General features: G+C 53.5%; 19 protein-coding genes. 5 read left to right on the top strand and 14 right to left on the bottom strand.

What is annotated here, in order from left to right; all coding sequences use genetic code 11:
• Positions 1 to 35 precede the first annotated feature (35 nt).
• Positions 36 to 1529, top strand: coding sequence for a sodium-dependent transporter (locus BN6471_RS00745; protein ID WP_066644557.1), 1494 nt, complete (start codon positions 36 to 38; stop codon positions 1527 to 1529).
• Positions 1526 to 2029, top strand: a complete 504-nt coding sequence (locus BN6471_RS00750) for a hypothetical protein (protein WP_066644559.1) — start codon at positions 1526 to 1528, stop codon at positions 2027 to 2029. Before BN6471_RS00745 ends, BN6471_RS00750 begins: the two co-directional genes overlap by 4 nt.
• A gap of 9 nt (positions 2030 to 2038) precedes the next feature.
• Here BN6471_RS00750 and BN6471_RS00755 read toward each other — a convergent pair whose 3' ends face one another.
• From BN6471_RS00755 to BN6471_RS00770, 4 genes are all read right to left on the bottom strand, one after another.
• Entirely contained in the window at positions 2039 to 2584 is a 546-nt protein-coding gene (locus BN6471_RS00755; protein ID WP_082903236.1) for a DUF2812 domain-containing protein, read from the bottom strand.
• Positions 2581 to 2898 carry a PadR family transcriptional regulator gene (locus tag BN6471_RS00760; protein ID WP_066644561.1) on the bottom strand — a complete coding sequence of 106 codons (318 nt, stop codon included), beginning with the start codon at positions 2896 to 2898 and terminating at the stop codon, positions 2581 to 2583. Before BN6471_RS00760 ends, BN6471_RS00755 begins: the two co-directional genes overlap by 4 nt.
• A 123-nt stretch (positions 2899 to 3021) precedes the next feature.
• Positions 3022 to 4599, bottom strand: coding sequence for an amino acid permease (locus tag BN6471_RS00765; protein ID WP_082903237.1), 1578 nt, complete (start codon positions 4597 to 4599; stop codon positions 3022 to 3024).
• Positions 4600 to 4732: 133 nt separating this feature from the next.
• On the bottom strand, positions 4733 to 6055 hold the full coding sequence (locus tag BN6471_RS00770; RefSeq protein WP_407919468.1) for a glutamate decarboxylase: 1323 nt from the start codon (positions 6053 to 6055) through the stop codon (positions 4733 to 4735).
• A 334-nt stretch (positions 6056 to 6389) separates the two neighbouring features.
• Here BN6471_RS00770 and BN6471_RS00775 point away from each other — a divergent pair, with 334 nt between their 5' ends.
• From BN6471_RS00775 to BN6471_RS00785, 3 genes are all read left to right on the top strand, one after another.
• Positions 6390 to 7064 carry a response regulator transcription factor gene (locus BN6471_RS00775; RefSeq protein WP_066644563.1) on the top strand — a complete coding sequence of 225 codons (675 nt, stop codon included), beginning with the start codon at positions 6390 to 6392 and terminating at the stop codon, positions 7062 to 7064.
• Positions 7061 to 8422 carry a sensor histidine kinase gene (locus BN6471_RS00780; RefSeq protein WP_147553957.1) on the top strand — a complete coding sequence of 454 codons (1362 nt, stop codon included), beginning with the start codon at positions 7061 to 7063 and terminating at the stop codon, positions 8420 to 8422. The genes BN6471_RS00775 and BN6471_RS00780 overlap by 4 nt, the downstream gene beginning before the upstream one ends.
• 335 nt (positions 8423 to 8757) lie before the next feature.
• Positions 8758 to 9792, top strand: a complete 1035-nt coding sequence (locus tag BN6471_RS00785) for a PTS sugar transporter subunit IIC (RefSeq protein ID WP_066644565.1) — start codon at positions 8758 to 8760, stop codon at positions 9790 to 9792.
• A gap of 58 nt (positions 9793 to 9850) precedes the next feature.
• On the opposite strand, the gene thiI is transcribed toward BN6471_RS00785, so the two are convergent.
• The 10 genes from thiI to pheT all read right to left on the bottom strand — a co-directional run bounded on the left by thiI (position 9851) and on the right by pheT (position 22985).
• Entirely contained in the window at positions 9851 to 11023 is a 1173-nt protein-coding gene (thiI, locus tag BN6471_RS00790; protein ID WP_066644568.1) for a tRNA uracil 4-sulfurtransferase ThiI, read from the bottom strand.
• A gap of 13 nt (positions 11024 to 11036) precedes the next feature.
• Complete coding sequence (locus BN6471_RS00795; RefSeq protein WP_066644570.1) at positions 11037 to 12179, bottom strand: cysteine desulfurase family protein; 1143 nt, start codon at positions 12177 to 12179, stop codon at positions 11037 to 11039.
• Between the two features lie 103 nt (positions 12180 to 12282).
• Positions 12283 to 13758, bottom strand: a complete 1476-nt coding sequence (locus BN6471_RS00800) for a S1C family serine protease (RefSeq protein ID WP_066644572.1) — start codon at positions 13756 to 13758, stop codon at positions 12283 to 12285.
• A gap of 123 nt (positions 13759 to 13881) precedes the next feature.
• Positions 13882 to 14895, bottom strand: a complete 1014-nt coding sequence (locus BN6471_RS00805) for a phosphotriesterase family protein (protein ID WP_066644574.1) — start codon at positions 14893 to 14895, stop codon at positions 13882 to 13884.
• A 16-nt stretch (positions 14896 to 14911) separates the two neighbouring features.
• Positions 14912 to 16333, bottom strand: a complete 1422-nt coding sequence (locus BN6471_RS00810; protein ID WP_066644579.1) for a sensor histidine kinase — start codon at positions 16331 to 16333, stop codon at positions 14912 to 14914.
• Positions 16334 to 16457: 124 nt separating this feature from the next.
• Positions 16458 to 17132: a response regulator transcription factor gene (locus BN6471_RS00815; RefSeq protein ID WP_066644581.1), complete on the bottom strand. Its 675-nt coding sequence runs from the start codon at positions 17130 to 17132 to the stop codon at positions 16458 to 16460.
• Positions 17133 to 17326: 194 nt separating this feature from the next.
• A complete protein-coding gene (locus tag BN6471_RS00820; protein ID WP_066644583.1) occupies positions 17327 to 17800 on the bottom strand; it encodes a 2-thiouracil desulfurase family protein in 474 nt (157 codons plus the stop codon).
• An 11-nt stretch (positions 17801 to 17811) separates the two neighbouring features.
• The gene (locus BN6471_RS00825; protein ID WP_066644585.1) at positions 17812 to 20157 is read right to left on the bottom strand and encodes an endonuclease MutS2; all 2346 of its coding nucleotides are present in this window, start codon (positions 20155 to 20157) and stop codon (positions 17812 to 17814) included.
• An 82-nt stretch (positions 20158 to 20239) separates the two neighbouring features.
• Positions 20240 to 20542, bottom strand: coding sequence for a cell division protein ZapA (locus BN6471_RS00830; RefSeq protein ID WP_162270156.1), 303 nt, complete (start codon positions 20540 to 20542; stop codon positions 20240 to 20242).
• 67 nt (positions 20543 to 20609) lie between these two features.
• Entirely contained in the window at positions 20610 to 22985 is a 2376-nt protein-coding gene (gene pheT, locus BN6471_RS00835) for a phenylalanine--tRNA ligase subunit beta (RefSeq protein WP_066644590.1), read from the bottom strand.
• Positions 22986 to 22988: the final 3 nt, after the last annotated feature.

Raw genomic sequence — 22988 nt, forward strand, 5'->3', positions numbered from 1 at the left:
TATGTAATCATCGAAGAATTGTAGGGAGCATTTTTATGAAACGGGAAACTTGGGGGTCTCGCTCGAACTTTATATTTGCCGCGGTGGGCAGTGCCGTCGGCCTCGGCAACGCATGGCGTTTTGCCGGACAGGTATACCAGAATGGCGGCGGCGCCTTTTTGCTGCCGTACATCATCGCCATCCTGGCGATCGGTATCCCGGTGCTGATGATGGAGCTTGCCATCGGGAAAAAATACAGGTTGGGCGCGCCTTCCGCATTTGCCGCCATGAATAAGAAATTTGAATGGATCGGCTGGGCGGGCGTAATCATCGCCTTTGTCGTTGCCGCCTATTATTCCGTTTTGGTCGCGTGGGTGGTCAATTATATTTTTGCTTCCTTTACTATGGCGTGGGGCGGCGATCCAGCCGGTTTCTTCAACAATACCGTGCTCAACGCTTCGGGCAGCCCGGGAACCCTCGGCGGATTTTCCATCCCCGTGTTAATCGGCCTTATCATCACCTGGGTCGTTGTCATTTTGAGTATGCGCAAAGGCGTTGAAAAAATGGCAAAGCTCGTCAAATGGATCGTAATCATTCCCGTCATACTGCTTGTGATTATGTGCATACAGGCGGTCAACATGCCGGGGGCTGCCGAAGGGATCCGTTACTATATCACGCCGGATTGGTCTGCGCTCGGCAATGCCGACGTGTGGCGCGCCGCCTTCGGGCAGGTCGCCTACAGCATGAGTATCCTCTTTGCACTGATGGTAACGTACGGAAGCTTCCTTGACAAAAAGAGCGATATCCCCAAAGACAGCCTCGTTATCGGCCTTTCCGATATGGGGATCAGCCTGCTCGCAGGGTTTGTCGTGTTCTCCACGCTTGGCTACCTTTCCTTCCAGAGCGGCATACCCATCGCGGATATGAACTACCAGGGCGTCATGCTCGCTTTCGTCACCTATCCGCAGGCCTTGTCGGTCTTCCCCGGCGGACATGTGGTAGGCGTGGTTTTCTCGCTGATGTTTTTCTTCATGCTGTTTGCGCTCGCCATCGATTCCCTTTTTTCCATTGTACAGGCAGTTTCGACGGCTGTTTCCGACAAATTCAGTATAAGGCCGCGCAAGGCGCTTTACGGTACATGCATCGCCTGCTTTATCCTTGCCTTGCTTTTCGCGACAAAGGCAGGGCTATACTGGCTGGATATCGTCGACCATTTCGTCAACGAGGGCAACCTGTTGTTCATGGGCATCTTCGAGGCCATCGCTGTCGGCTGGATGGTCGGCGCGGAGCCCTTGCGGCAGTTCATCAATTCCACCGCTTCCAAAAAGATCGGCAAATGGTGGAATTTTGTCATAAAATACGCCTGTCCCGTTGTGTTCCTCTTTTTGGCGGCAAGCTTCCTTTACTCCAATATCGTATCGCCGTACGGCGGATATGACCAGCAGTATTTGATGGTCGGCGGTTGGGCGCTTATCATCGCGACCTTCGTACTTGCCCTGGTCATCCCCCGCCTCACGCGCAAACAGAAAGGAACCGAAGTACAGCCATGAAAATCCTTCAGGTAGTGCTTCTCTGCGTAACGGCCGCCCTCATCGTGCAGGTCGTCGTTTATGCGGCAAAACACGACTACGTCAAACAAATCGACTGGAAAGAAGCCTTTACGCTCCGTTACCCGCGGATCTTCCTCTGGATCGCGGTCGTATTTTTTGCCGCGATCGGTTTTTTGCTGCTCAACATGGTCATTTGGCAAGATGTCAGCCTTTTTGCCGTCATCCTGCTCGCCGTGCTCGCGGTATGCAGCCTGCCCGCATTGCTGCTGGCGCTGCGCTGGAAGATCGACGTCCTGGAGGAATACATCGTCCATACGCCTTTTCTGGGCGGCAGAAAGCAGATCTATTACAAGGACATCCGCCATGTGTCTGTAACGCCGAAGGTCGTCGTGATAGATACCACCTTAAAAAGGATTCAATTCATCTCCGGTGTTTATTATATGGAAGATTTTTTGTTCCGCCTGCGTGAAAACGGCGTGGACATCGACCGGATTTTGTAAAGCGCGGCCTTACTGGTCGCGCTTTTTGTATATCTTTCGCATGAATATTCCAAGCGCCGCCGTCAGCGCGGCAAGGATCGCAATGGAAATGAGTCCGTCTGCCCAGTCGCTTAAGTTTTGCGGTTTCACGAAAACGGCATAGCACACGGCAATCGCGGTAATCGCCGCCACCATCAAGACAATCAGGCATTTAAAAACCAGCAAGATATTTCCGCTTCTCCTTTCCCTGCTTGCCGCATCGGTAAATGCTTCCGGCCTTTGTCCTGTGTATTCCTTCCTCCATACGAAAAGGCTTGCCATCCTACCAACAAGTTCCCAGCCAAATTCTTCATATGTCCTAATATAATCCTTCGGATGCAACGCATGTAAATCCACCACATACCTGTATTGCTTTGGTTCCGTCTTTTTAAACACCATGCGAAAAGAATCGCTTTGCTTGATCCGGTCGACATTCCACCCTTCCGCCGCCATCTTTTCCATATGGTTTTCAAAATCGACAGGCGCTGCATACTTGTACGGCAGCCACCACTGCGCCATTGTATTTTTGTTTTTCATGATAATACCTCCGCAATCTTCGCCATTTCCCTGATCCGGGCAGCTTCTTCCTTCAAAATGGCAAGGCCGCTCTCGGTGATCGTGTACTTTTTCTGCCGGTCGACCTCTTGCGTGGCAACGATCAGCCCATCCCTTACCAACTTCGAGATACTCTGATAGATCGTCCCTGCTCCCAAGACGATCCGTCCGTTTGTAAGTTTCTCCACGTCTTGCATGATTCCGTAACCATGCCGCTCTCCGCGCAGGGAAAATAAGATGAAGAACATCGTCTCACTCATGGGAATATACCGTTTTTTGATATTTTTCACTTCCATATCCTTTGCTCCTATCGCAGCGTGATATATCACATCATGATATAATTATATATCACGATATGATATATGTCAACGAAAAACAACCGCGGGTTCCGCGGTTGTTTTTCTTTTCAATATTCTATGTTATTTTTTGGGGGTCGTTCCCTTCGCATCACCCGCCGGTGCCGACGCATTGCTTGTCGTCCCGGTCGCCTGTGCGGCTGTTGTGGCTGCTTGGTTCGGGGCCGCTTGCTGCGCATCCGTATCCACCACCGGAGGCATTTTCATGCCCGGAGGAAGCGGATTTTTCTTACGCATGAAGTGGTAAATGATAAACGGTATGAATATCACTACGATAAAGCTGATGATAAGGATCGTCAGGTACTGCGTGGATGCATCCGCGCCCGTGAGCTGTGACGGTGGCACAAAGGAGATCACCAGTGCAAAGACCGACATGATCAATCCTACGATAGCCATCAGCAGCTTGACCGGCTTTTTCTTCGAGATCTCAAACGCCCTCGGCAGGTCGCTGTGCTTTCTTGCCAGCTTGATATAAGCCAGGAAGAAAATGATGTAGCCCACGATGTAGATGATGACCGTAAGCGAGATCGCCGTGAAGAACGAAACGTTGCTGCCGCCGCCGCCGAATGTCAGGACTGCCGCCCAGATCGTTACGATCACGCCCTGCAAAAGCAGGAACTTTGTCGGAACGCCATGTTTGTTCGTTTCGGAGAGTTTTTTGGGAAGAAGGCCGTTTTTGCCCGCTTCCAGCATCCCCCAGGACGGGCCAACCACCCATGCGGATACTTCTGCGATAACGCCTACCGCGATCAGGATCGCGATGACGCTTACGATCCAGTCCATACCGGTTCCAAAGTGGTGTACCAAGCCTTCAAAGCCCTGGATAACACCTGTGGAAAGGCCCAGCTGGCTTTCCGGTACGACTGCCGCGATGGATGTGCCGCCGATCGTATTGAGGACGATCGCCAGGATGACCAGGATAATGATCGCCAGCGGATAGTCTTTCTTTACGTTTTTCATTTCGTTGGCATGTGTTGCCGACGCTTCAATACCGGCATAAGCCAGGATGAAGGAGACGAACACGACTAGCGTGTTGAGCTTTGAGAAATCCGGGATCAGCGCCTTTGCGTCAAGCGGCACAAGGCTCTTGCCGCCTGTGGTGAAGAAGCCAATCGCAAGGGCAAACAGTACGATCGCAGGGATCATGATACCAAAAACAAAACCGATCTTTGAAATCTTTGCCGTAAGCTTCGTGCCCTTGAACTGCGAGAACGTCAGTGCCCAGAAAATCACCAGGACGCCGATAAACTTGATCGCCGGATTACTGTTGAGTGCATCCCAGTGGAGTACATAAGAGAGTGCGCCGAGGATGAAATAGATCATCGTGACGAATCCTACCGTAATTTGGAACCACTGGAAGAAAATATTTGCAAAACCCCATTTTTCACCCAGCATGTTTCCCGACCAGGTATAGACGCCGCCCGTGTCCCAGCCCTTGACCGTCGCCATTTCGGCGGACGACATCGCTACGGGCAGGAACCAGAGGACACCTGCCAGAATCAGGAAAAATACCAGTGAAAAACCGGAGGATGCAAACGTCGGATATTCGTAGACCGTCATGACCATGGAAGCCGTGATCGCGAAAAATCCGAACAATGTCAAATGCTTTTTGCTGGAGCCTGCATTTGCAACTGTTTTCATGTCATTACCTCCTCTTTCTGTAAGAGACCGGCCCGTCGGCGGCAAAGCGTTATCCTTGCCGCCATACGGCCAGTTTCCTTACAGTAACTTAATATATATCATGTTTTGGATCAGCCGCATGGGCTGTCCTAAGTTAGTGTGTAAAGCCCTGCGCGCCCTTCTTCTCTTTTCCGGGTGCGTCTGTCTGCGTGTTCTTCTCCAGGTAATCGATCGCCATTTTCATGTCTTCGATCAGGGAATCAGCCATGTTGTAGGAGAGGTCCGCACGGACAACATAACGCTGGATCACTACGTCTGTAAGGTCTGCCGGCAGCGTGTAAGCCGGAACCTGCCAGCCCTTCATCGCGAGACGGTCCGCCAGTTCGTAAAGAGTCCATTTGTGCGCCTTGGGGTCTTTCAGCTTGTAGCACAGTACCGGAATGTTGCTGCCATCGTTGTAAATTTCAAAGATGCCGAATTTCTTGATCGCGTCGATGATGTGCAGGCCGACGTCCCTTGTATGTCCCTGTACCAGTTTCAGTCCTTCCAGCCCGTAACGCAGGAAGATGTAATACTGGCCGATGATCTGGCTTCCCGAACGCGAGAAGTTGATCGCCATCGTGGGCTGTTCGCCGCCCAAATAGTTCACATAGAAGATAAGCCTTTCCGGCAGGTATTCTTTGCTTTTCCAGAGTACCCAGCCGATACCCGGATATACGAGGCCGTATTTGTGGCCGGATGTATTGATGGAATGTACGTTTTTGAGGCGGAAATCCCATTCAAGCTTGGGGTCTACGAACGGGGCAAACATGCCGCCGGAAGCACCGTCGACGTGGATGCCGATCGGTACTTTTGCCGTCTTGTTGTGCTTTTCAATCAGTTCGTCAAGTTTTTTGATATCGTCAAATTTACCTGTATACGTGATGCCCAGGATGCCGACTACGCCGATCGTATAATCGTCCACGTAATCCATGACCTTATCCATGTTCATGCTCATATGCTGCTCGTCTAACGGAACCAGGCGCATTTCGATATCCCAGTACACACAGAATTTTTCCCAGCAGACCTGGTAACCGGAGGAAATAACGAGGTTCGGCTTTTTCGCATTGATGTCGATGCCCGCTTTTTCCGCGAGGTCACGCCACCTGAACTTCATCGCCATGCCGCCCAGCATACAAGCTTCGGACGATCCCACTGTAGAAGTTCCCATCGCTTCGCCTTCCTTGCCGTGCCAGATGCTTGCAATAATATTGACGCAGCGGTTTTCCACTTCCGTCATCTGCGGATATTCGGATTTGTCAATCGCATTTACCGCAAGTGTTTCGCTCATCAGCTTAGTTGCTTCGGGCTCCATATATGTCTGGCAGAATGTCGCTAAGTTCTGGCGCGCATTGCCTTCATCGATCAGTTCGTCCTTGATCAGCCGGTAAGCGACTTCCGCCGGAACCGATTTTTCATTCAGAGCGTTGACCGGCATTGCCTCGTCCGCTTCAAATACTGCGAGATTGGGAGATACAATTTTATTCTTCTTTAACGGTTTGTTCACATGCAACTTTAACGGTTTGTTCACATGCAACATAATTGATTCACTCCTTTAATATTACTATTGTGTTTTTTGGATTGTCCATCGCGATTTGAACAACTTACGATCATTGCATGTTCCTTTTTTAAACATCTGAAATACACCTAAACATTTAATGAGGATTTTTAATCTTATACCCGGACGGTAAGAATCCATTGTAAAAGGATTCATTTATGGTTCATAAAAAGTGGTATAATTATGATATAAGAACGCAAACGGAGAAAAAACTATGTTTCATATTTTGATCGTCGAGGACGACAAAAATTTAAGGCGGCTGATGGCGACTTACTTAGAGCGCGAGGGCTATGAGGTATATCACGCAGGCGACGGCGAACAGGCGATGGAAATACTCGACACCCAGCACATCGACCTGATCATCAGCGATATCATGATGCCCAATATGGACGGTTACCAGCTTACGGAAGAGCTGCGCCGTGCGGAATATACGCTGCCCATCCTGATGGTCACAGCCAAGGAGACATTTGAGGACAAGAAAAAGGGATTCCTCGTCGGTACGGACGATTACATGGTCAAGCCCCTTGACATGGAAGAAATGCTGCTGCGCGTTTCCGCGCTCCTTCGGCGCGCAAACATTGCCAACGAGCATAAACTGGAATTCGGCGACGTGTCCCTCGATTATGATTCGCTGACCGTTACCGCGCATGGGCAAACCTACGAGCTGCCCAAAAAGGAATTTTACCTGCTTTTCAAGCTGCTCTCTTATCCTAAAAAGATTTTTACGCGCCAGCAGCTGATGGACGAGATCTGGGGCATGGAGGCAGAGGCGGACGAGCGGACGGTAGACGTGCACATCAAGCGCCTGCGCGAAAAATTCGACGACCTGCCCGAATTCAAGATCGTGACCATCCGCGGGCTCGGGTATAAGGCGGAGAAGAACGCATGAAGCACAAATTTATCCCCCCCATCAATATGCGCAACATTTCTTCCATCCAGCTGAAGTTTGTGATGGTCTTTGTTGGTATTTTATTGATCGCGTGCGTGGCCACCATGGTCGTCGTTTCCGCATTTATGCAAAGCGCGCTTTTAAAGGACATCGAAGAGCGCCTGTCCGCTACCTCCAAAAGCATCAATAAGCTCGCGGAAGAAACAGACCTTCCTTTAGAAGAGATCATCAATATCGCCGGCAATTCTTATTATGATATCCACATTTACGATGAAGACAGCATGACGCTCCCCTCCGGGATGAGCGGGCAGCAGCTTGCTTCCCTGACGCCCGGCCAAATCTATTTTATTTCCGATAAAACAAAAACACTGCCCTTAGGCGTGCTCAAAACGCGGGATGTATATCTTGTGATGACGTCTCATACCGAGGATAACGAGATTCTTTATTTCCGCAATATCGCCTTCATGGTACTGGTCATGTGCGCGGGCATCGGCTCCATCCTGATGCTGCTCGCGGTGACGCACATCACTAAGCCGGTCAAGCGTTTGACGCGCGCCACCAAGGAAGTCGCCAAGGGTAATTTCGATATTTCCGTAGAGTATGAGGCACAGGATGAGATCGGCCAGCTGACGCATAATTTTAACCTGATGACCAAGGAACTGAAAAACATGGAATACCTGCGTAAAGATTTCGTGAGCAACGTATCACATGAATTCAAGACGCCCATTGCGTCCATACAGGGTTTTGCGCAGCTTTTGAAAACCAAGGACCTGACGCAGGAAGAGTTTGACGAATACACCGACGTGATCATCAGCGAAAGCGCGCGGCTTTCCAAGCTCTCTGAAAACCTGCTGAAGCTCTCCCGGCTGGAAAAACAGGTGATTCCCCCACAGAATACGGAATTTTCACTGGACGAGCAGATCCGCAGGACATTATTGCTTTTGGAACGCGATTGGAGCGCCAAGGAACTGGAGCTGGATATCGATCTTGACGGCGTTACCTACACAGGGGATGAGGAGATGCTGCAGCAGATCTGGATCAACCTGCTGGCAAACGCCATCAAGTTTTCCAATCCGCAGGGGACGCTCAGCGTGCGGCTCAAAGGGGAAAAGGAACAAGTACGTGCAGAGATCGCAGACACGGGCGTAGGGATCGCCAAGGACGCCCTCCCGCGTATTTTCGAGAAATTCTACCAGGGCGACACGTCCCATTCCAGGGACGGGAACGGCCTCGGCCTTTCCATTGTCAAGCAGATCGTCGAATCGAGCGGGGGCAGTATTTCCGTTACCAGCGAGGAAGGCAAAGGCACGACGTTTACCGTGCTGCTGCCCATGCCCAAAAAAACGCCGAAAAAGTAAACGCCCGGTATCCGGTCCGGCTTGCCGCAGCTTAGATGGCCATTTGCGTTCCGCCCCTGCGCGCCTCCTTGCAAAGGCGCCGGAAGCAAACGCCGCATCACGCGGATCATCATGCCGCTATAAAACATCTAAACATAAACATCTTGAAAATTCCCCCATTATTCGGTATAATGAAAATCGCTATCTGTTATTGCGTGTAGTTAAAGCCACGCCGTTTTTAAGAAACCCGTGACGATCGCGGGTGTCCGGTATACGTACCGCTTGAAAAGTAGCAAATATGAGCTTTGCGCCTTTGGCGCATCCCAAGTATTTACTTTTTAGGAGGACGTTTTTTTATGTCAAAAAATCAAACAGCAGCTATGACCATCAAGAAGTACGCCAAACGCTGGTTCATCGATGGTATGGGCGCGATGGCGCTGGGCCTTTTTGCAAGCCTGATCATCGGCCTCATCATCTCCCAGATCGCGACCATCCCCGGTCTTTCGGTACTTTCCCAGTTCACAGAGGTGCTCAGTGCGAAATCCCCTGTCGTGGGGGCGGCCATCGGCGTTGCGATTGCGTACGGCCTGAAGAACAAACCTCTCGTCATTTTCTCGTCCGCGGCTACAGGCGCGTTCGGATATGCGATGGGCGGCCCGGTCGGCGCTTATGTCGCCGCGCTTGTGGGCGCGGAGATCGGCCGGCTCGTTGCCGGAAAGACCCCGGTGGATATCATCGTATCCCCCATCGTCACCATTCTTTCGGGCTGCTTTATCGGGCTGCTTGTCGGCCCGCCGTTAAATACCTTCATGACGTGGCTGGGCGACTTTGTAAACTCCGCAACGGTTCTTGCCCCGCTCCCGATGGGTATCATCGTTTCCGTCATCGTCGGTATGGTACTGACGCTGCCCATCAGCTCGGCAGCGCTGTGTATCATGATGGGAATCAGCGGTATCGCCGCCGGCGCGGCAGTCGCGGGATGCTGTGCCAACATGATCGGCTTTGCAGTCATGAGCTTCAAAGAAAACGGCTGGGGCGGCTTTTTAGCGCAGGGCCTTGGTACGTCCATGCTGCAAGTGCCGAATATCCTGCGCCGTCCGCAGATATGGATCCCGCCCATCGTTGCTTCGGCGGTCGTCGGCCCCATCTCTACGATGGTGTTCCAGATGACGAATACGCCTACGGGCGCCGGTATGGGTACGTCCGGCCTGGTTGGGCAGTTCGGCGCGTGGGCGGCTATGAGCGCCACAACGCCTGCGCCTATGCTCATCTTTGAGATCGCCCTCGTGCATTTCATTTTGCCCGCTGTGGTCACCCTCGCAGTCGCCGCGATCCTAAGGCGTATCGGCTGGATACGCCCGCAGGATCTAAAGCTCGAAATGATGAATTAGTCCAATTTTTTTGCCATTGGCAGGGTTGCCCGTTACCTACGGGCAGCCCTTTTATTTTTCAGTCAATCCTGATCAGCTCTGCGCTTTCCACAGCTTCTTTTACCAGTGCGTCGATATCGAGCACGCTTTCCTCCTCGATGACGCGTTCCAGCTTGGGACGCGTCGTCGGGTGCTTGGGCACGAATACGGTACAGCAATCCTCGTAAGGCAAAATCGACGTTTCGTAAGTGCCGATCTCACCAGCGATCTCGATAATGTCCACCTTATCCATGCCAATGAGCGGCCGAAAGACAGGCATATCCGTAACAACGCTGTTGGTCACGCCGATGCTCTCCATCGTCTGGCTCGCGACCTGCCCGATGCTCTCGCCCGTCACGATGGCCTGCGCGTTGTCGCGCTTTGCAAGCTCTTGCGCAATGCGCATCATGAACCGCCGCATGATGATGACCAGCATCTCATGGGGACATTTTTCATAGATCTGCATCTGGATATCCGTAAAGCTCACCACGTGCAAACGGATGCGCCCCGCATACTGCGATACCAATCCCGCCAGGTCGATCACTTTCTGTTTGGCTGCCTCGCTCGTATACGGAAAGCTGTGGTAATGTACCGCCGAAAGCTCCACCCCGCGTTTGGCGATCATATATCCTGCCACCGGGCTGTCGATCCCGCCGGACAAAAGGAGCATTGCTCGCCCGTTCGAGCGCTGCGGCATACCGCCCGCGCACGGAATGATGTCCACATAGCCATAACACTTCTCCCGCACCTCGATGTGTACGGTGACCTGCGGGTTATGCACGTCTACGCTAAGGCCGGGGATCGCTTCCAGAAGCACGCCGCCCAGGTCGGCCGCCAGCTGCATGGATGAAAGCGGGAACCGCTTGTCCGCACGCTTTGCCGCCACCTTGAACGTCGCGCTTTTGATGCCTTTTTGCTCCATGTATTCCCGCACGATGCGGATCATCGTTTCATGGATCGCATCCATGTCCTTTTCCATTTCCGTAGCGGGCGAAACGGAATGCAGGCCGAACACCTTCCTGGCCGCGCCGATCACGCCCGGCATATCCGCCTCCGCGATATCCGTCACATAAAAACGCCCATAGCCCTTCTGCACCTTCACGTCCGGGAAGCCTTTGAGCGCCCGCTTGATCGCCGCCAACTGCAGCGCTTCAAAATGCGGCCGGTTGAGTCCTTTCAAATGTATCTCGCCGTAGCGTACCAATAATAACATCGTTTCTATTCCCCTATTTCCGCGTGAACCGCCGCAGCAGCTCCGCGCCTTTTTTGATCTCCGCGGCGGCAGTCCGCACATCCTCTTCCGTCGTAAACGGTGAAAAGCTGATGCGGATCGCCCCTTCCGCTTCCTCTTCGCTTAGGGAAAGTGCTTTTGCGATCCTGCTCTTTCCCTTTTTGGAGGAGCAGGCAGACCCTGTCGAAATACAGATCCCCCGCTGTTCCAATGTATGAAGCAGCGTCTCGCCGCGCACGCCCAGCACAGACAGGTTGACGATATGCCCGCATGAGCGTTCCTGGTCCTCCGGCGTAAGCAGCACAGTATCCCCGATCGCCCGGCAGGCTTCTAAAAATACCGCTTTGATGTGCGCCATATACCTATCATCCACTTCTTCCATAAAGTAAGAAACAGCCGCTGCAAACGAAAAAATGCCCAGCGTATTCTGTGTCCCGCTGCGCAGGCCGCCTTCCTGCCCGCCGCCCAGGATATATGGCTTAAGCGGCGTATTTCCCAGATAAAACACCGCGCCCGTTCCCTTGTGCGCGTGCAGCTTGTGCGCGCTCACCGTATAATAATCGATATTAGCCGTATTGGTGAGGCGTTCTTTGCAATACGCCTGTACGCCGTCCGCATGGAACATCGCCTGTGGGTTTTTCGCCTTCACTACAGCCGCGATCTTTTCGATATCGTTTTTTGCGCCCGTTTCGTTGTTGACATGCATCACGCTGACAAGCGCCGTATTTTCGTCGACAGCCTGCCCCACCTGCTCCGGCGTGACCAGGCCATGCTTGTCCGGCTTCAAAAACGCAACGGGATATCCCTGCTCCGCCAGGTATTTGAAACTTTCCTCAACGCACGGATGCTCTGCGCCGCCGCACACATAATTCATGTTCTTCTTTTGGCGTGCGCCGCGCAAAATGACCATATTTGCGCTTTCCGACCCGCAGCTCGTGAATACGCATTTATGACCGGCAGCACCAAATGCACGCAGCAGCGTCTTTTTTGCTTCCTCCACCTTTTTTAGCACATGCGTTGCGCCTGCATACAGTGCCGACGGGTTTTGCCATAAATCCCGCGCATATTCGGTATAAACATCATTGCATCTTGCGAGCGGCTGTGTCGTCGCCGCATTGTCCAAATAGATTTTCTGCATAGACCGTATTATACCATATTTCCTGTAAAGAATCACGGCGGCCAAACAAAAAACGCGGCTTGGCCGCGTTTTTTGTTTCATATGTATCCCTGAATGTTTTTGCTTACGGAAGCTCCGGGAAAAGCTGGTTGTTATCCCCGCTTTCCTGGCTTTGCGCCGCCGAAGACGTATCCATTTCGTTCAGGTCTTCCAGCGTCATCGTTACCGTATATTCCTTGCCTTCCCGCCATACCGTAGCGGATATCGTATCCCCGATATTCTTTCCGTCGAAAGACGGCATTTTGTCCGCCGCCTGAAGGTCTACGCCGTCGATCTCGGTGATTACGTCGTTCTGCCTAAGGCCAGCCTTTTCCGCAGGCCCGCCCGGCGTCACATCCGCTACCAGCGCGCCCTGCGGCGTCTGCCACAGGCTTGCATCCACCTCAGAAATCATCGTGTACGAAAGACCGATGCCCGGACGCGGGATGCTGCCGTTCTCGATCAGCTGCTGTGCGATATCGATCGCCTTGTTAATGGGGATCGCATAGCCGATGCCTTCGGAGGATAACGCATTTCCGCTGGAATCATAACCTGCATAGAACTGCTTTGCCGTTGTCATGCCGATCACATTGCCCTTGGAATCGAGCAGCGGGCCGCCCGAGTCGCCCGGATTCACTGCCGCATCCGTCTGGATCACATTCAACGTAATGCCGTTGATGCTGATCGTCTTGCTCACGTTGCTGACATAGCCGACCGTCACCGTATTGTTGAACGTATCGCCATGTACATTACCGATCACTACGGAAAGCTCTCCGACCTTGAGTTCGTCGCTGTTACCGAGGGGCGCTGCCGGCAGGTTGAGCCCGTCTACCTTGAGCACTGCCACATCAGACGCGGCATCCTTGCCTACGACCTCCGCCACATGCTCCTGGTTGTCGGAGGTTTTCACCTTGACCAGGTTCCCCTCCTCCACCACATGGTTGTTGGTCAGGATATACCCGTCGCCCGAGATCAAAAAGCCTGTTCCCGCGCTGACCGCCTGTTCCACAGGCTCCTGCCCCGATACCAGTTGCTTATTGTACGTTGTGATGCCCACCACGCTGTCTTTCATCGCTTCCGCAATATCCACGACCGGGTTCGCAGAATCTTTGATATCCGCGGATTCCCCGCCGAGCTCCGGCGCTTCTTTCTGGCTGTTTTCCTGCTGTTGCTGCTCCGTCTCCTGGCTCGGGAGCGTGGGCAGCATGCCGTTTCCGCCGTTTATGACCGGCCCGATGACAAAGGCCATCAGCAAGCAGCCAACGAGGATCCCCGCTACGGCCACCGCTGTGATGATCCCGCCGATCCCATGCCTTTTTGTCTTTTCCCGCTTCTTTTTGGGCGGCTTAGGCTGCTGGTCATAGTTATAGCTGTCATCATATACCGGCGACTGCTGTGGCTGCTGCGGCGCCTGGTATGGCTGCTGCGGCTGTGGCTCCTGCCCATACTGCGGCACGGTATTCTGCACCTCCGGCTGCGGTTGCTGCGGTTTGGGCGTACCGCCTTGCCCCTGCGGCCCTTCGCCGTTTCCGTTCATATTCTGAAACCCATTCTCATCCATATAATATGTTCCTCCTGTTATGTCAAACCTGACCGGTTTATTTTAACTATCCTCATCTTACACGCGTTTTGTGAAAAAGGTGTGAACAAACCTTTAAAAAATCTTGTATATATCAGTGATCCCTTACATCAGAGGGACATGATGTGTTATTGCGCTTGCTGCTGTCCGTTTCTCTTCGGTACCTTTTTGTATTGCCACTGCCTGGGCAGGGTTATTGACCATGATCTGGCGCATATATCCTCCCAGGCCGCGCTGCTGCATATATACCGTGAACTCTTTCAGCAGGTAATCGAGCCCCATATCCGCTCCGTATGCGCGCAAACGCTTGTTTGTCGTATCGAGCGAAAACAGCATCCGGCCTGCATAGCCCGCTTCGATCATGCCTTGGATCAATTTGAATTCCTTTTCATTGTCGTGATATTTCAAGCGGTTGATCGTATCGTATTCCATCCACGCGCCGGACTGCGCCACTTCCCGGTGATACCCGATGTCGTAGCGCGCCCGGTCAAGATGGCAGGCGATCAGCCTGTTAGCCGGGATATTGTATTGGCCAAGGTATTCGATCAACGCAAGCGCATCCGCGTCTTTATCAAAATGGGCAAGCACAGGCGCTCCCGTTTTGGCCGCCGCCGCTGCCGCCGCTGCAAAAAGCTTTTCATACGCCGCGTTCGTCCGGACTCCGTTCTTTTCGACCGCTACTTTTATGACGCCCGCACGCGCCTCCAGGCGTTTTTTTTCGTCCCGGCCTGAGGGCAGCATCCCATCTGTCACTTCGCTTGTAAAAAGCCCGGCAAGGGTTTCTTCTTTCTCGCGGAAAATAAAGCTGTCCTCATAATAAAAATTTTGTTTATGGAAGCCTGTACACGCGATAATGGATACGCCTGTCGCATAAGACGCTTCCGCCATGGCCCCGGCCATCCGCCCGCTTCCTACGGGCTGGGCGTCTACGATCGCGCCTCCTCCCGCCGCCTTGTAAGCGTTCAATTCCTCGATCGAACGGTCAAAGTCGTCCATACACAGCGCCGTGTCGATCTCATAAGGCTTTCCCTTTTGCAGAAAAAGGTGTTCATGGGTCTGGCACCACCCGAGCTCTTCAACAGGTATATCCCCTGTCACGGTACGAATCCTACGTTGCATACTGGCATTCCCTTTCCTATGCTTTTTTCAGGGTAAAGGTGAAAGTCGTCCCGCTTTGTTCATCCGACGTCACCCATATTTTCTGCCCGTGTTCTTTCAAAATATTCTTAACGATGGAAAGGCCGATACCCGTCCCCTCCTTGGTACGCGAATGTGATTTGTCGATCTTATAAAAGCGGTCGAACAGATACGGCAGGTCTTCCCTGGGGATCACATCCCCTGAATTTGTGATATTGACAAATACGCTCGCCTGCGTGGACGTGGTGGATATCTTCAGTTCCCCGCCCACGTTTACGAATTTGATCGCGTTTTCAATGATATTGTGCAATACCTGCTTTAAGCGGTTCTCATCCGCATAAACATACTGCTTCTCTTCCGGCAGCTCCACAAAGACCTCCAGCTTTTTCGCTTCGATCTTGCTTTCAAACGTGATGAGCGTGCGGCGCAGCAGCTCGCTCAATTCCACCTTCTCGATCTGCATGGGGAATTGCCCGGATTCGATCTTTGCCAGATCGAGCATATCGCTGATCAGGAATCCCAGACGTTTTGTCTCGTCGAGCACTACGCCCAGGTAATGTTCCGCCTCTTCCCGCGGGATCGTCCCGTCGATCACGCCCTGCAGCAAGCCCTGTATGGAAGTGAGCGGGCTCCGCAGCTCGTGCGACACATTGGCCACTAGGCTTTCACGCGTCGCCTCGTATTTCTTGAGCTCGCGCGCCACGCTGTTGAACGTGTCCGCAAGCTGGCCGATCTCGTCTTTAGAGGAAACGTCCAACCGGATATCAAAGTGTCCCTTTGCCAGCTGTTTGGCTCCCGTATTGACCACAGACAGCGGCCGCAGCATCGATTTGGAGAACAGGTATGTGAGGATGATCCCCAGCGCGGCAGAGATACACGCCGCCAAAACGATCTGGCGGTACATTGCCATCAGCGATGCTTCCAGCTCGTTGATCTTTTTATGTACGAACACATACCCCGTCACAGTCCCGTCCGACAGCACCGGCGTTGCTACCGTGATCACCGGGGTATTGAAAAAATTCGATTCTTCGGTAACGACCTTGACCGCGTTCCCCTTTTGCAGCTCGACAAACATGTCCTTAAAGTACATCTGTATTTCTTCCTTGGTCACGCTCGTCTGCCCGCTCGGGTCAGCCGCCGTCCAGACCGTTCCGTCGCTGTCCACGATCCAGATCACGTCCTTGTTCGTTTCCGCCTTCACAAGGATCTGCGCCGCCATCTGGTTGAAGGTCATGTAATTGCTCCTGTAAAAAGAAAGCAGGGTCTCCACATCGCCTGCAATGCCCAGCATCTGCTGTTCACTGTCGTCAAGATAGGCGTTGCGTACGACCCAGCTCATCATAATTCCGGATATAAACAAAGAGACCATGATAATGGCCATGAAAAGCAGCATGATTTTCCCAAAAATCGTTTTGATCATTCGCTTATCCCTTGTTCTTCCTGTCTTTTATTATAATGCCTTTTTCCTGCGGATATGTAAACAAAAAATGAAATATTTCAAAAAACAGGCCAATACGGCCTGTTTTCGCGCTTCCATCTATCCACTAAACTTCAAATTTATAGCCTACGCCCCATACCGTCTTGATCTGCCACGGCTCATTGTCGTCAAACTTTTCACGCAGGCGTTTGATGTGCACGTCCACCGTGCGCGAATCGCCGAAATACTCAAACCCCCACACCTGCTCCAATAGCTGGTCGCGCGTAAACACCTTGTTGGGGCGCGCCGCCAAAAAGTGCAGCAGCTCGATCTCCTTGGGGGGCATTTGCAGTTCCTTGCCGCGATAGATCACCTGGTAATTCTGGATATCGATCTTCAGGTCGGTATATTCCAGCACATCCGTCTTTTCTTCCTGCGTGCTGCGCCGGATGACCGCCTTCACACGCGCCACAAGCTCTTTGGGGTCAAAGGGCTTGACCACATAATCGTCCGCCCCCAGCTCCAGGGAAAGCACCTTGTCAAAGGTGTCGCCTTTGGCAGTCAGCATGATCACCGGGATATTGCTCTTTTCCCGTATCTTTTTCATCGTTTCAATGCCGTCCTGCACAGGCATCATGATATCGAGCAGAACCAGGTCGTACGGCCTGCCCATAAATAAATCGAAGCCGATCGCCCCGTCCGCCGCCTCCGTTACTTCGTAGCCTTCCTTGCGCAGGTAAAGCTTTACAACTTCCCTGATATTTTTGTCGTCATCAATGATCAGAATATTCTGGTTTGCCATTCCTGGTTTGCGCTCCTTCCGCGTCGCAACACGCCTTTTGCTCAATTTCGTCCATTCGCCAAAATTTTCACATGTTAGGCGGCCGCTCCTTTTCCCGCAAAAACCCACTTTGTTGGCTTTTGCGAGAGCCCTTTTTTCCTTGCTGCCCTATTCTTGATTTCGTCCTCACGGCCGTAGCAAGCAAGTGCATATCTTCACGGTATCTCCACTACCTTGATTCCGTTTTTTCTCAGCAGCGCGCACGTCACGCCGCAGCCAAAAACGGCCCTGCCGCTAAAACTGCCATCATATATTTCAGACACGCCGCAACTCGGGCTCATTGCCTTGAGCCATACTTCTGTTATACCATTTTCCAAGACAAAATCAAACAACTTTTGCGCGCCGCGCAAAAAACCATCCGTAATATCTTCTCCTTTTTTATTATAAACCCTCGCCTCCCCGTTTAAAACGTCAAAACCGTCGCCCCCGCGAATTTCGGCCGGGGGACGGGGCGAGGAAAAACCTGCCAGGATTTCCGGGCACAAGGCCACTGCCTTTTTTTCAAGCACGAGGCGCAGCGCCCCCGCGTCGGTTTTCGCCTGTCCGTCATAGCGGCAGGCAACGCCTGCCAGGCACGCACTGACTACAATGGACGCTTCTTTCCTGTCTTCATCACATATGATCGGCATACGCAGCCTCCCTATTTCAGCGTCACGACCGTCACGCCAATATCGCCCTCGCCGTATTTGCCCGGCCGGAAACTCTGCACATGCGGGTGCGTGCGCAGGTATTCCTGTACGCCGCGGCGCAATGCGCCTGTTCCACGCCCGTGGATCACCGTTACTTCACCAAGTCCTGCAAGAAAGGCGTCGTCTAAATATTTATCCAGAATGATCAGCGAATCGTCCACCGCCTGTCCGTGCAGGTCGATTTCCATCGGCACCTGCCGCCGCGCATCAAGCTCTACGCGCGAAGTACGCACACCCTTTTTGGGTGCTTCTTCCTGCCCCGGCCCCAGCTCGCTCACGGGCAAGTCCACCTTGAGGATCCCTGCCTGCAAGCGCACGATCCCCTTTGCATTTGGCGCCTTTAACACCGTTGCCGGTGCGTCCATGGAAAGGATCGTTACCGTATCCCCCACATGGATGTCCTCTGCCGTGAGGTTTTTGGTTTTCTTCTGCTGCTTTTTATGCTGCTCGATCGCCTGTTTTTTGCCGGACAGCCTGTCCCGCACTTTCTTGGTATTCACCGTGCGGCTCGCTTCGTCCTGCTTGCCCAGACGTTTCGCCTCCGCGATCGCATCCTCCGCCGTTTCCTTGGCGTCGTCTAATATCTCGATTGCCTTTTCGTTGGCCTTGGCAAGGATCTGCTTGCGTTTTTCCGCCGCCTTTTGCGCTGTCTGCTCCGCTTTCCTGCGCTCGTCCTTTGCTGCTGCCAGCGCTTCCTTGGCTTCCTTTTGCATTTTGCGCGCACGTTTTTCCGCCTGCTCCGCCGCCTCGACCAGCCTGCCGTATTCCAAATGCTCCGCGTTCATGTAGCCCTGCGCCGCACAGATCACATGCTTCGGCAGCCCCAGGCGCTGCGAAATCAGGATCGCGTTGGAATGTCCTGCAACGCCCATCATCAGGCGGTAGGTAGGCGTCAGCGTCGCCGCGTCAAATTCCATGCTCGCGTTCTCAAACCCTTCATGTTCGTTGGCAAATGCCTTGAGTTCGCCGATATGCGTCGTCGCCACTACCATGCTTCCCTTTTGCATGAGCTCTGTTAAGATCGCCTGCGCAAGTGCGCTGCCCTCCTGCGGGTCTGTGCCCGCGCCCAACTCGTCCAGCAAAACCAGAGAGCGGCCTGCCGCGTGCTTCAAGGCAAAAATAATGCTTTTCATATGCGCCGAAAAGGTAGAAAGGGATTGCTCTATGCTTTGCTCGTCCCCAATATCCGCGAACACCCCGTCAAACACAGGCAGCTTCACCGGGGATTTCGCCGGGATCAGCAGGCCCGACTGCGCCATGATCGCAAAAAGGCCGATCAGCTTGAGCGTCACCGTCTTCCCACCCGTGTTCGGCCCGGTGATCACCAGCGAGCGTATCCCGCCCGCAAGCTTGAGCGATACCGGAACGACTTTCTCCGCATCGATCAGCGGATGGCGTCCTGCGTTGATGGATATCTCGCCCTCTTCGTTAAAAGTAACGGGCGAAGCCTTCATGGCAAGCCCCAAAGCCGCCTTTGCGAACAGCAGGTCAAGCTCGGTCAGGATCTCCACGTCTGCGCGCAGCTCCTCGCGGTATACGTTCAGCCCTGCCGTCAGGCCTGCCAAAATACGCGCGATCTCCTTTTGTTCCGCGGCCTCCAACTCGCGTATACGGTTGTTTGCCTCCACAACGCTTGCCGGTTCGATGAATAGCGTCGCGCCGGACGCGCTCTTTTCATGCACGATGCCCGAAACATTCGCCTTATATTCCGATTTCACCGGCACGACATACCTGCCGTTCCGCTGCGTAATGATCGCATCCTGCAAATATTTCGATTCCCCCTGCGAACGGATCATCGACTGCAGTTTTTCCTTGATAAATTCGTTTTCCTTGCGCATCTCCCTGCGCACACGCGCAAGTTCCGTGGACGCGCCGTCCGCGATCTCGTCGTCCGCGACGACGCAATCCTCTACGCGCTTGATCATCCCGTCGTCGTAAAACAATCCCTTTGCCAAAGCGGGGATCATTTGCGCCGTCTCGTCCTTTGCCAGCGGCGCTGCCTGTTTCGCCGCCCGGAACACACTGGCCACGCGCAATATTTCGCCGCCCGAAAGGCTGGCGCCCGTTTTCATGCGCCGAAGCTCCGCGCCGATCGCGGCAAACGAACAGACCGGATAGCTCGGCCTTTTGATGAGCAGCGTTTCCGCCTCCATCGTCTGTGCCATCAATATTCGCGCCGTTTCCCCCTCGCTTACCGGACGCAGCGCCCGCGCGGCTTGCGCGCCCGACTGCGAAACCGTGCGCTCCGCAAGCTTTTCCAATATGCTGTTAAATTCCAAAGATTTCGGTATGTTCATAATGCTTTATTATACCACAATTTCCAACGGTTTGTTATGTACAAAAAAAGACCGCCCCGTTGGGGCGGCCCGAAAAGCTTTTTTACTTGCGGTAAGGCACGGTTCGGTTATTCCCCGGAGCCTGCCGCTCCAATTCTTTCTTGACGCGCTCCAGTTCCTTTTTGGTCGCCACCAGTTCGTCATGCGCTTTCGTATAATCGTCCGCGAGGTTTAAAGAGGTGAGCATGGCAAGCTGGATATTGTTGAGCGCCGGATTGGCTTTTTTCATCTCGTCCAGCTTTGCGTTCACTTTGAGCGCGACCCTATGGATATATTCCGCGCTGTCCGTCCCGCAGATCGTGTATTCCTTTCCGCCGATACTGACAACCGTTTTTATCTTCTCCACCTTTTCCACCGCCTTATCCCTCTTTTCCCTTATTATACAATAAGCCCCCGTGGGGCGCAACCGCAGATTATTCCGCGCGCAGGCTTGCCTCAAACTGCGTTTCCAAGGCCCGCAGGACTTTCTTCATGACGCGTTCCACTTCCTCGTCCGTCATCGTGCCTTCATTGCTGCGCAGGGAAAGGGAGAACGCCACGCTCTTTTTGCCCGCGCCAATCTTCTCTCCGGCATATACGTCGAACAGGCTGACCTGCTCCAGGCGCTTGCCGCCCGCCTGCCGGATGGCCTGCATCATATCCCCCGCGCCCACGTCTTCCGGTACGATCACCGCAAGGTCGCGCGTTGCCGCCGGGAATTTCGGGAGTTTCAGGTATTTGGCTTCCGCCTTTTCCATGCCGAACAATTTCTTGAGGTCGATTTGCGCAATTACCGCATCCTGCGGGATATCGAACGCTTTCATCACCTTCGGATGTACGCGTCCCAATACGCCGATCTTTTCTTCTCCCACATAAAGGTCTGCCGCAACGCCGGGATGCAGATACGGTTCTTCCGACCGCCTGCACGCAAGCTCGCGCCCGCACAGCAGCCTGACAAGGTTCTCGATCGTCCCCTTGAGGTCAAAGAAATCCTTGCTGCCATACGCCGCCATCACCAGTGTCGGGATCTCATCCGGCAGGGCTTCCCCCTCCACGGGGCAATAGACACGCGACGTTTCAAACAGCAGCAGGTCTGTGCTTTTCCGGTTTTGGTTCAGCGCTACCACGCCCAGCATATGCGGCAGGAGCGTCGTGCGCATATATGCCGTATCGTCGCCCAGCGGATTGAGGATCTTGACCGCCGCAGGCATCCCGATGCCCAGCTTCTCGTAATCCTGACTGCCTGTGAAAGAATAGGTGATGCACTCCAAAAACCCGTTGTTTTTCAGGTAATCCCTGATACGGTCGGTCTTCGCTTCCACTGCCGAAACGCGTCCGCGCCGCACTTCCAGCATCGGGTTCGTTTCCGGGATATTGTCATACCCGTACATACGTGCTACTTCCTCCGCGATATCTGCACTGCCATAAATATCACCGCGGAAGGTGGGGATCGTACAAATCAATTCGTCGCCAATCAACCCCGTCTGGATATACACGCGGTTTAATAGCCTTTGCATCTCCTTCGCGGAAATCTGCGTCCCCAGCTTTGCGTTCACCTGCGCCGCATTGACTTTGATGACCTTCGGCTTCAAATCCTCGTTTAAAATGTCGATCATCCCCTGCGCCACATGCCCCGCCTTGAGCTCGTCGACCAGCGTAAGCGCACGCTGCATCGCAAACATCGACGTCCCCGCGTCCACGCCCTTGGAAAAACGCATGGAGCTTTCCGTCGCAAGCCCTAAGCCCCTTGAGGTCTGGCGGATATTGCCATACATGAATTTTGCCGATTCAAAAATAACCGCCTTTGTATTTTCCGTGATCTCCGAATCGAGGCCGCCCATCACGCCCGCCACGCCGATCGGGCCTTCCCGGTCGCAGATGAGCAGCATATTTTTCGTGAAGGTACGTTCCTTATCGTCGAGCGTCTTCATTTTTTCGCCGTCCTGCGCGCGGCGCACGATGATCTTTTTCCCGCGTATCTTGTCCGCGTCAAACGCGTGCATCGGCTGCCCCGTTTCCAGCATGATGAAGTTGGTGATATCAACGATATTGTTGATGGGGCGGATACCCGCTTCACGCAGCCGTACGCGCAGCCATTCAGGAGACGGCTTAATCTTCACATCCGTAACGCCCGCCGCAACATAGCGCGTACACAGGTCGCTGTCACAGACCTCCACGCTGACCATCTCTTCCGTTTTCGCCGCGCCTTCCTCATATCCCGTTTCCGGCAGGCGGAACTCTGCGTCGTCCGCAGCCGCGGCCTCGCGCGCCGTGCCGATCATCGAAAGGCAGTCCGGCCTGTTTGCGCCCACCTCAAAATCAATGACCGCCCCCCGCAAGTCGAGCAAATCGCGGATATCCGTGCCCGGCTTTGGTTCGCCTTGTAAAATCATGATGCCATCCACGCCCGCGCCCGGATAGTCTTCTTCCTTTAAATTCAGTTCCCCGCCCGAACACAGCATACCAAACGATTCCACTCCGCGCAGCTTCCCCTTTTTTATGGGCCCTGCGGGAAGCATGGACGGCGCTTTTGCCACGGGGATATACGCTCCCTCAAACACGTTGTCCGCGCCTGTCACGATCTGCACGGGGGCATCTTCCCCCACGTCTACCATGCACACCTGCAGCTTGTCCGCGTCCGGGTGTTTCGTGATCTTCCCAATCTTCCCAACTACAACATTTTCAATATCTTCGCCCAGCAAAACGATCTCTTCCACACCGTTCCCGGTCATGACCATTTTATCTGCAAGCGTATTTACGTCCGATTTTACGTCCGCATAATCGCGGATCCATCTATATGGTGCCAACATTTC

Origin of the sequence: Christensenella timonensis (genome assembly GCF_900087015.1) — a bacterium.
Taxonomy (GTDB): Bacteria; Bacillota; Clostridia; order Christensenellales; family Christensenellaceae; genus Christensenella; species Christensenella timonensis.

Excerpts from the sequence above, each read along its gene's own strand:
- BN6471_RS00765 (WP_082903237.1), bottom strand. The coding sequence starts at position 4,599 with ATGAAAACAGTTGCAAATGCAGGCTCCAGCAAAAAGCATTTGACATTG.
- BN6471_RS00745 (WP_066644557.1), top strand. The coding sequence starts at position 36 with ATGAAACGGGAAACTTGGGGGTCTCGCTCGAACTTTATATTTGCCGCG.
- BN6471_RS00815 (WP_066644581.1), bottom strand. The coding sequence starts at position 17,132 with ATGGCAAACCAGAATATTCTGATCATTGATGACGACAAAAATATCAGG.
- BN6471_RS00825 (WP_066644585.1), bottom strand. The coding sequence starts at position 20,157 with ATGAACATACCGAAATCTTTGGAATTTAACAGCATATTGGAAAAGCTT.
- BN6471_RS00775 (WP_066644563.1), top strand. The coding sequence starts at position 6,390 with ATGTTTCATATTTTGATCGTCGAGGACGACAAAAATTTAAGGCGGCTG.
- BN6471_RS00750 (WP_066644559.1), top strand. The coding sequence starts at position 1,526 with ATGAAAATCCTTCAGGTAGTGCTTCTCTGCGTAACGGCCGCCCTCATC.
- BN6471_RS00800 (WP_066644572.1), bottom strand. The coding sequence starts at position 13,758 with ATGGATGAGAATGGGTTTCAGAATATGAACGGAAACGGCGAAGGGCCG.
- BN6471_RS00795 (WP_066644570.1), bottom strand. The coding sequence starts at position 12,179 with ATGCAGAAAATCTATTTGGACAATGCGGCGACGACACAGCCGCTCGCA.
- thiI (WP_066644568.1), bottom strand. The coding sequence starts at position 11,023 with ATGTTATTATTGGTACGCTACGGCGAGATACATTTGAAAGGACTCAAC.
- BN6471_RS00770 (WP_407919468.1), bottom strand. The coding sequence starts at position 6,055 with ATGCCGGTCAACGCTCTGAATGAAAAATCGGTTCCGGCGGAAGTCGCT.
- BN6471_RS00785 (WP_066644565.1), top strand. The coding sequence starts at position 8,758 with ATGTCAAAAAATCAAACAGCAGCTATGACCATCAAGAAGTACGCCAAA.
- pheT (WP_066644590.1), bottom strand. The coding sequence starts at position 22,985 with ATGTTGGCACCATATAGATGGATCCGCGATTATGCGGACGTAAAATCG.
- BN6471_RS00820 (WP_066644583.1), bottom strand. The coding sequence starts at position 17,800 with ATGCCGATCATATGTGATGAAGACAGGAAAGAAGCGTCCATTGTAGTC.
- BN6471_RS00780 (WP_147553957.1), top strand. The coding sequence starts at position 7,061 with ATGAAGCACAAATTTATCCCCCCCATCAATATGCGCAACATTTCTTCC.
- BN6471_RS00810 (WP_066644579.1), bottom strand. The coding sequence starts at position 16,333 with ATGATCAAAACGATTTTTGGGAAAATCATGCTGCTTTTCATGGCCATT.
- BN6471_RS00755 (WP_082903236.1), bottom strand. The coding sequence starts at position 2,584 with ATGAAAAACAAAAATACAATGGCGCAGTGGTGGCTGCCGTACAAGTAT.
- BN6471_RS00805 (WP_066644574.1), bottom strand. The coding sequence starts at position 14,895 with ATGCAACGTAGGATTCGTACCGTGACAGGGGATATACCTGTTGAAGAG.
- BN6471_RS00760 (WP_066644561.1), bottom strand. The coding sequence starts at position 2,898 with ATGGAAGTGAAAAATATCAAAAAACGGTATATTCCCATGAGTGAGACG.